2 protein-coding genes are annotated in these 304 nt (G+C 34.5%); both read right to left on the bottom strand.

Annotation, left to right across the window (positions count from 1 at the left end):
• A partial coding sequence (locus AC29Z1_RS07060; protein ID WP_488270755.1) for a 30S ribosomal protein S15 occupies window positions 1-91 on the bottom strand: 91 nt, incomplete at its 3' end.
• A gap of 145 nt (window positions 92-236) precedes the next feature.
• Window positions 237-304 (bottom strand): hypothetical protein (locus AC29Z1_RS07055; RefSeq protein WP_488270754.1); only part of this gene is annotated, 68 nt, incomplete at its 5' end.

The raw sequence follows: 304 nt of genomic DNA, 5'->3' as shown, positions 1-304 counted from the left end.
GAATCGCAATCTGAACTTCCGGAGATCCGGTATCATTTGGGTGTACACGAAACTTTTCTATGATTTTTTGTTTGTTTTCAGGTGTCAACATGATGGTTCACCTCCTTTTCTTGCTTATCCCCATTAGCCAAGACATCGCCGGAGACTCGACTATCCTCGCTATGGTTATATGTGATTAATAATCACTAAAATATATAGTAACATAAAGATTTACACCTGTAAACCTTTATCGGAATTTAAAAGTAATTTTTTCGCGCAAAATTAATATCATGAGTCATTTGTTGTTTTAATTGGTCAATAGAAT

The organism is Sporomusa sp., assembly GCF_057736855.1.
The sequence above is the reverse complement of the archived record's forward strand: the minus strand, read 5'-3'. Positions and strand labels throughout refer to the sequence as shown.